The following is a 6,913-nucleotide window of genomic DNA, read 5'->3' on the forward strand; positions in this document are numbered from 1 at the left end:
AACAACAACATGGCCGAAGTCGCCGCAGAGACGTCGAGCGCACCGCCGCGGGAGGTGTCGCTCCGCACCGTGGTCGCCGCCTCATCGGCCGGCACCACCTTTGAGTGGTACGACTTCTTCGTATTCGGCAGCCTGACCCAAGTCATCTCCAAGACCTTCTTCTCCGGACTGACCGACACCGCCGGCTATATCGCGGCGCTCGCCCTGTTCGGCGCGGGCTTCGCCTTCCGTCCGCTGGGCGCGCTGGTGTTCGGACGCATCGGCGACCGGGCCGGCCGCAAGGGCGCCTTCCTGGTGACCGTGATGCTGATGGGCGGCGCGACCGTCGCCATCGGCCTGTTGCCCAGCTATGCCCAGGCAGGCCTGGTCGCCCCGGCCCTGCTGGTGCTGATGCGTATCCTGCAGGGCTTCGCGCTCGGCGGGGAATATGGCGGCGCCGCGATCTATGTGGCCGAGCACGCGCCCCATGGCGCGCGCGGCCGGGCCACCAGCTGGGTGCAGACCTCCGCCGCCTTCGGCCTGTTCGGCGCGCTGCTGGTGATCCTCGCCACCCGGCTGGTCCTGGGCAAAGCCTTCGGCCCCGACGCCTTCGACGCCTGGGGCTGGCGCATTCCGTTCCTGTTCTCGGCCGGCCTGCTGGCGGTCTCGGTGTTCATGCGCCTGAAGCTCAGCGAGAGCCCGACCTTCGCCAAGATGAAGGAAGAGGGCCAGGTCAGCGCCGCGCCCTATACCGAGGCCTTCGGCCAGTGGAAGAATCTCAAGCTGGTGCTGATCGCCCTGTTCGCGATCATGTCCGCCCAGGGGGCCGTCTGGTACACGGCCTTCTTCTACGTCCAGACCTTCCTGGACAAGTTCCTGAAGGTGCCGCCGGAAACCATCAACTGGATCATGATGGTCGCCACGGCGGTCAGCGCCGTCTTCTACGTCGTGTTCGGCTGGCTGTCGGACAAGATCGGCCGCAAGCCGGTCATGCTGTTCGGCATGACCCTGATGCTGGTCGCCTATTTCCCCGGCTTCCACGCCCTGACCCAGGCGGCCAATCCGGCCCTGGCCGAGGCCCAGGCCCGCACCCCCGTGGTGGTGGTCGCCGACCCGGCCGAGTGCTCCCTGCAGTTCGACCCGGTCGGCAAGGCGTCCTTCGTCTCGTCCTGCGACATCGCCAAGAGCGTGCTGGCCAATGCCGGGGTGTCCTATGACAATCAGAGGGGCGCAGCAGGCTCCAAGGCTGAAGTCCGGGTGGGCGACGCCGTCGTGACCACCGCCTCGGCCAAGGGTCTGGCCAAGCCCCAGGCCAAGCTCGTCAAGACCAAGGTCGAGGGCGACATCAAGAAGGCCCTGGCCGCCGCCGGCTATCCGGCCAAGGCGGATCCCAAGCGCATGAACCTGCCCCTGCTGTTCGGGGTGCTGTTCGTGTTCGTGATCGCCGCGACCGCCCTGTTCGGACCGATCGCCGCCTGCCTGGTGGAGCTGTTCCCGACCCGCATTCGCTACACCGCCATGTCCCTGCCCTATCATATCGGCACCGGCTGGATCGGCGGCTTCGTGCCCTTCACCGCCTTCGCCATCGTGGCGGCGGTGGGCAACATCTATTCCGGCCTTTGGTATCCCTTCGGCTTCACCCTGCTCTCGGTGCTGACCTGCCTGTTCTTCCTGCCGGAGACCAATGGCCGGTCGCTGGATGACTAGAGGGGCTCAGGCGGCCAGCACCCTGGCCGCCTGATCACAGGCCTCGCCGCCTATTCCCTGGAGCGCCGCGCTGAGCTGCGCCTTGCCATAGGCGACCCGGCCCTCCCAGGGGTCGAGGGCGAAGGTCCCCTCGCCTATCCCCTGGTGCAGTGCGGCCAGCGGCGGGGCTTCGAGGTCGGCGAACACCGTCCCGGGGCGTTCGGCCGCCGCCCCCGACAGGAACATCACCCCATAGAAGACGTGGCTGATCTGGCGCATCAGCTGCAGCCGCGCCTGTTCCACCGGGGTCGGCGGCCGGTTGAAATAGGTGCGTACGACCAGGTCGGCTTCGGCCGCATCGCGGGTGAACATGTTGAGGCTCGCCGCCAGGTCGACATAGCGGTCGGCGCGGAAGGCCGATTCCCAGTCCACCAGCCAGATCCGGCGACCGTCATAGATCAGGTTGCGCGGGTTGAGGTCGTTGTGGCTGGAGACTTCGTCGGCCGGCAGGCCGCGATAGAGCGCAGACACCCGGTCATAGCTGGTGAGTAGCGCGTCCAGCGTCCCAGCTGTGAACATTCCGCCAGCCCGGAACGGGGCCAGCAGGCTCTCCATGGCGTCCAGATAACCGACCAGGGGCGGGAAGCCCGGGGTCTGGTGCAGCACCCGGACGGTCTGGGCCAGTTCGACCAGCAGGTTGTCGCGGGTCCCGGCATAGTCGGTGGAGAGCGACCGCTGCGGAATGAAGTCGAGGATCGCCACCCCGTCTTCGGGGTTCGCGTAATAGACGCGCGGCGCCAGGCAGGCCTCTGCGGCGTGGGCCATGCAGCCATACCAGCGGTGGGGATCGCGGAAGGCGTCGCGGGCCCCCTCGATCCGCAGCACATAGGCGATGCCGCCGACCCGGATCTTCAGCACCTGGGCGCCGGACAGCCCGCCGGCCAGGGGCGTGACGCTGTCGGCGACCGGAGTCCCGAAGGCCGTGACGAGGGCGCGTTCGACGGCGGCGCGGTGAGGTTCAGCGATCGGCATGGGGCGGCTCCAGAAGGTCGCCGCTTTTTACCCGGGTGAAATATGAAGTCAATATTATCCGGGTATTAAATCCGCCGCTAGGCGCTGACCATGGCCAGGACCTCGACCGGAACCCCAGCGGCGGCCAGGGCCTGGGCCTCTGTGGCCGGAACGGCGGCGGCCAGCACCCGCACCACGCGGCGTCCCGATCGGACCAGTTCGGCCATGTGATCGGCGCTCGCCTGAGCCGGATCCAGGCGCTCTGCGTCACGCCGCGCCATGGCCAGGACCTGAGGATCGGCGCCGCCGTCGATCACCAGCACGTCGGCGGCAGCGAGGGCGCGGCTGGCGCGGATGGTCAAGAGGTCGGCGGGGCCCCGGCCGGCCACATACTGCACCTTGCCGATCGCCTTGGGACCCCGGGCGATGGCGTCGCGGAACAACTGCTGGGCCTTGTCCATGTCGCCGGTCTGGGCGGCGTCGGCGGCGGCGCCGGACAGGGCCTCGCGCAGGAAGGCGCGGCGGGCGTGCAGTTCGGGAAAACGGTCGCGGACATCGTCCTGGAACTTGCGGAACAGGGCGGCGATCCGGCCCGCGCCCTCCGGCACCCGCTGCTCGATGTCGTTGCGCAGCATGGTGGCCAGCATGGGCGAGGCCCCGCCGGTGCCGATGGCGGCCACCACCTCGCCGCGGTCGATCACCGCCGGGGTGGTGAAGTCGCACAGCTGTGGCCGGTCGGCGACATTGACCAGGGCGCGCGCCACCCGGGCGGCGGCCGCGGCGGCCTGGCAGAAGCCTTCGTCCTCATCGGCGATAAAAGCCAGCATGGCGCCCGAATAGGCGCCGGGGAGCAGGGCCTCGGGCCCCTCGATGCGGACCAGCATGGCGGGCGAGCCGGCGAACAGCCGCGCCTTGGCCTCGGCGGGTTCGCCGGACCCGGCGATCACCACCTTGCGGCCAGCCAGCGGGAAGAAGGCGGGAAAGGCGTCCAAGCGACTAGCCGCAGCGCCGGGCCATGGGGCCGCCGCTCACTTCAGGGTCTTCAGATAGCCGATCACCGCAGTCCGGTCGGGGGCGGCGGCGACCCCGGTCGGCATCCGCGTACCGGGCGCGAACTTCGACGGGCCAGCCAGATAGACGTCGAGATTGGCGTCGGTCCAGGTTCCGGTCTTGGCCTTCAGGCCGGCTGAATAGGTGAAATCGCTCAGGCTGGCGATCTTGCGCCCCGCCACCCCGGCCAGGCTGGGGGCCATGGGAGTGCTCTTGGCGCCATGGCAGGTCTTGCACTGCAGCTGGAAGAGCTTGGCGCCGTCGGCGGCCTGGGCGGATCCGGCGATCGCCGCAGTGGCGAGGGCGAGGGCGGGCAACAAGCTGCGGCGGGTCATGGGCGTCTCCTGATCCAATCGGGCGAGGTTAGTCGCATGCGCGGGAACGCGCCAAGCCGGAACGCATTTACCTCGCCAGCTAAACGACGTTAAGATCGCCTTGAACCGCCGATAAGGGGAGGACGCAGCCCATGGCCACGACGCTCGATGTGAACGGCAAGCCGGTGACGGTGAAGGCCGCGCCAGACACGCCCCTGCTGTGGGTGCTGCGCGACGAGATCGGCCTGACGGGCCCGAAATTCGGCTGCGGCATCGCCCAGTGCGGCGCCTGCACGGTGCTGGCCGACGGCCAGCCGATCCGTTCCTGCTCCATGCCGATCTCCGGCCTGGTCGGGGTGAAGATCACCACCATCGAGAGCCTGGGCGGGAATTCGCCGTTGCAACAGGCCTGGGTGAAGAACGACGTGCCGCAGTGCGGCTATTGCCAATCCGGCCAGCTGATGAGCGCGACGGCCCTGCTGGCCGCCAAGCCGCACCCGACCGACGAGGACATCGACGCGGCCATGGACGGCAACATCTGCCGCTGCGGCGCTTATCAGCGCATCCGCGCCGCCATCAAGGACGCCGCCGGCATGACGCCCGCCGCGCCCGCCAAAGCCTGAGGGACGCCATCATGAACGCTCCCGTGAATCCTGAGACCCTGAAGTCCGGCGCCACCCGGCGCGACCTGGTGGTCGGCGCGGCCCTGGTGGGCGGCGCCCTGCTGGTCGGCTGCTCGCCCGGCGACCTGCTGTCCATCGGCGCCAAGATGGACTTCGGCGCCTTCGGCCCCTTCATCAAGATCGGCGCCGACGGCGTGGTGACCGTGGTCTCCAAGCACATCGAGTTCGGCCAGGGCAACCATGCCGGCCTGGCCGCCATCGCCGCCGAGGAACTGGACGCCGACTGGTCGACGCTCAAGGTCGAGCAGGCTCCGGCCATCGCCAAGGTCTACGCCAATCTGAAGATGGGCGTGCAGGGCACCGGCGGGTCGTCGGCCATCGCCAATAGCTGGACCCAGCTGCGCCAGGCCGGCGCCTCGGCCCGGGCCATGTTCGTGGAGGCCGCCTCCAACAGCTGGAACCTGCCGGCCGGCGAGATCACTGTGAAGAATGGGGTAGTCAGCCACCCCTCGGGCAAGTCGGCCACCTTCGCCGAACTGTTGCCCGCCGCGGCCAAGGTGACGCCGCCGAAGACGCCGACCCTGAAGGACCCCAAGACCTTCACCCTGATCGGCACTGACCGGGTGCGTCGCAAGGACGCCCAGGCCAAGAGCGATGGCACGGCCCGGTTCACCCAGGACGTCCACCTGCCCAATATGCTGACCGCCATGGTGGCCCATGCGCCGCGCTTCGGCGCGACGGTGGCGAGCTTCGACGCCACGGCGGCCAAGCAGGTCCCGGGCGTGGTCGATGTGTTCCAGATTCCCTCCGGCGTCGCCGTGGTCGCCGACAACACCTACGCCGCCAAGCTGGGCCGCGAGGCTCTGAAGGTGACCTGGGACGAGACCAAGGCCGAGAAGCGCGGCTCCAAGGAACTGACCGCCGCCTATACGGGCTGGGCCGCCGGCAAGGGCGCCCTGCCCGAGAAGACCGTCTGGCAAGGCTTCGAGACCAAGGGCGACTTCGCCAAGGCGCCCAAGGGCGAACTGTTCGAGGCGACCTACGACTTCCCGTTCCTGGCGCATGCGACCATGGAGCCGATGAACTGCGTCGCCGAGATCTCGGCCGGCAAGGCCAAGCTGACCTTCGGCTCGCAGATCCCGACCGTCGACCAGCTCAACACCGCCAAGATCGTCGGCATGCTGCCGGGCGCGGTGGAGATCGAGACCCTGTTCGCGGGCGGCTCCTTCGGGCGGCGCGCCAACTTCCAGTCCGACTACACGTCCGAGTGCGTGCAGATCGCCAAGCATGTCGGCAAGGGCCGGCCGGTGAAGCTGGTCTGGACCCGCGAGGACGACATGACGGCGGGCTATTTCCGCCCCCTGACCCACCACAATGTGAAGGTGGTGATCGGCGCCGATGGCTATCCCGTCGCCTGGCGCCACCGGATCGTCACCCAGACCCTGATGAAGGGCTCCCCCGTCCCCACTAAAGGGCTGGACGAGACCACGGTCGAAGGGGCCAAGGGCTCGCCCTATCTGAAGGCCATCCCGATCGTCGACGGCCAGGCCCTGCTGCCCGATGTCGGCGTGCCGGTGCTGTGGTGGCGTTCGGTGGGGGCGACCCACACCGCCTTCGTCATGGAGCACACCATCGACCAGCTGGCCCGCAAGGCTGGCAAGGACCCGGTGGCCTATCGCCTGGCGATGTACGAGAAGGCCGGCGCGACCCGTCATGCCGCTGTACTCAAGCTGGCGGTCGAGAAGGCCGGCTATGACAAGCCCGCAACCGCCGGCTGGACCCGTGGCGTCGCGGTGCATGAGTGCTTCGACACCGTCGTGGCCCAGATCGTCGAGGTGAAGCTGGTGGACGGCGCTCCCAAGGTCGGGCGCGTGGTCACCGCCGTCGACTGCGGCGTCGCCATCTCGCCGGACCAGATCGCCTCCCAGATGGAGGGCGGGACCTGCTACGGTCTGTCGGCCGCGATGTTCGGTCAGATCACCCTGAACAATGGGGCGGTCGAGCAGACCAATTTCGACACCTATCGAGTGCTGCGCAATTCCGAGGCCCCGCACGTCGAGACCTACATCCTGCCCTCCGCCGAGGCGCCCTCGGGCATCGGCGAGCCGGGCGTGCCGGTGATCGGGCCTGCCGTGGCCAATGCGATCCTGGCGATCAACGGCAAGGCCACCAACAGCCTGCCGATCGTGAAGGCCTAGGCTTCGTCCAGGGCCTCGCCCAGATCCCGGGCGCCGTGGAGGATGCGGATGA

6 protein-coding genes are annotated in these 6,913 nt (G+C 68.8%); 3 read left to right on the forward strand and 3 right to left on the reverse strand.

Annotation, left to right across the window (positions count from 1 at the left end; genetic code table 11):
• Positions 1-9 precede the first annotated feature (9 nt).
• Positions 10-1,686, forward strand: coding sequence for an MFS transporter (locus tag Q7P21_RS00365; RefSeq protein WP_304175243.1), 1,677 nt, complete (start codon positions 10-12; stop codon positions 1,684-1,686).
• Positions 1,687-1,692: 6 nt separating this feature from the next.
• Here the strand turns inward: Q7P21_RS00365 and Q7P21_RS00370 are convergent, their stop codons facing one another.
• From Q7P21_RS00370 to Q7P21_RS00380, 3 genes are all read right to left on the reverse strand, one after another.
• Positions 1,693-2,697, reverse strand: coding sequence for a phosphotransferase (locus Q7P21_RS00370; RefSeq protein WP_304167179.1), 1,005 nt, complete (start codon positions 2,695-2,697; stop codon positions 1,693-1,695).
• Positions 2,698-2,774: 77 nt separating this feature from the next.
• On the reverse strand, positions 2,775-3,668 hold the full coding sequence (locus tag Q7P21_RS00375) for an NAD(P)-dependent oxidoreductase (protein ID WP_304167175.1): 894 nt from the start codon (positions 3,666-3,668) through the stop codon (positions 2,775-2,777).
• 36 nt (positions 3,669-3,704) lie between these two features.
• Positions 3,705-4,061, reverse strand: coding sequence for a cytochrome c family protein (locus Q7P21_RS00380; RefSeq protein WP_304167172.1), 357 nt, complete (start codon positions 4,059-4,061; stop codon positions 3,705-3,707).
• A 131-nt stretch (positions 4,062-4,192) separates the two neighbouring features.
• Here Q7P21_RS00380 and Q7P21_RS00385 point away from each other — a divergent pair, with 131 nt between their 5' ends.
• Both Q7P21_RS00385 and Q7P21_RS00390 read left to right on the forward strand, forming a co-directional pair.
• Complete coding sequence (locus tag Q7P21_RS00385; protein WP_304167170.1) at positions 4,193-4,663, forward strand: (2Fe-2S)-binding protein; 471 nt, start codon at positions 4,193-4,195, stop codon at positions 4,661-4,663.
• An 11-nt stretch (positions 4,664-4,674) separates the two neighbouring features.
• Complete coding sequence (locus tag Q7P21_RS00390; protein WP_304175245.1) at positions 4,675-6,861, forward strand: xanthine dehydrogenase family protein molybdopterin-binding subunit; 2,187 nt, start codon at positions 4,675-4,677, stop codon at positions 6,859-6,861.
• Positions 6,862-6,913: the final 52 nt, after the last annotated feature.

Source organism: Phenylobacterium aquaticum, assembly GCF_947378715.1.
Lineage (GTDB): Bacteria > Pseudomonadota > Alphaproteobacteria > Caulobacterales > Caulobacteraceae > Phenylobacterium > Phenylobacterium aquaticum_A.

Bases quoted from the DNA above. Each gene is read 5' to 3' on its own strand.
- Q7P21_RS00365 (WP_304175243.1), top strand. From the start codon at position 10: ATGGCCGAAGTCGCCGCAGAGACGTCGAGCGCACCGCCGCGGGAGGTG.
- Q7P21_RS00370 (WP_304167179.1), bottom strand. From the start codon at position 2,697: ATGCCGATCGCTGAACCTCACCGCGCCGCCGTCGAACGCGCCCTCGTC.
- Q7P21_RS00380 (WP_304167172.1), bottom strand. From the start codon at position 4,061: ATGACCCGCCGCAGCTTGTTGCCCGCCCTCGCCCTCGCCACTGCGGCG.
- Q7P21_RS00385 (WP_304167170.1), top strand. From the start codon at position 4,193: ATGGCCACGACGCTCGATGTGAACGGCAAGCCGGTGACGGTGAAGGCC.
- Q7P21_RS00390 (WP_304175245.1), top strand. From the start codon at position 4,675: ATGAACGCTCCCGTGAATCCTGAGACCCTGAAGTCCGGCGCCACCCGG.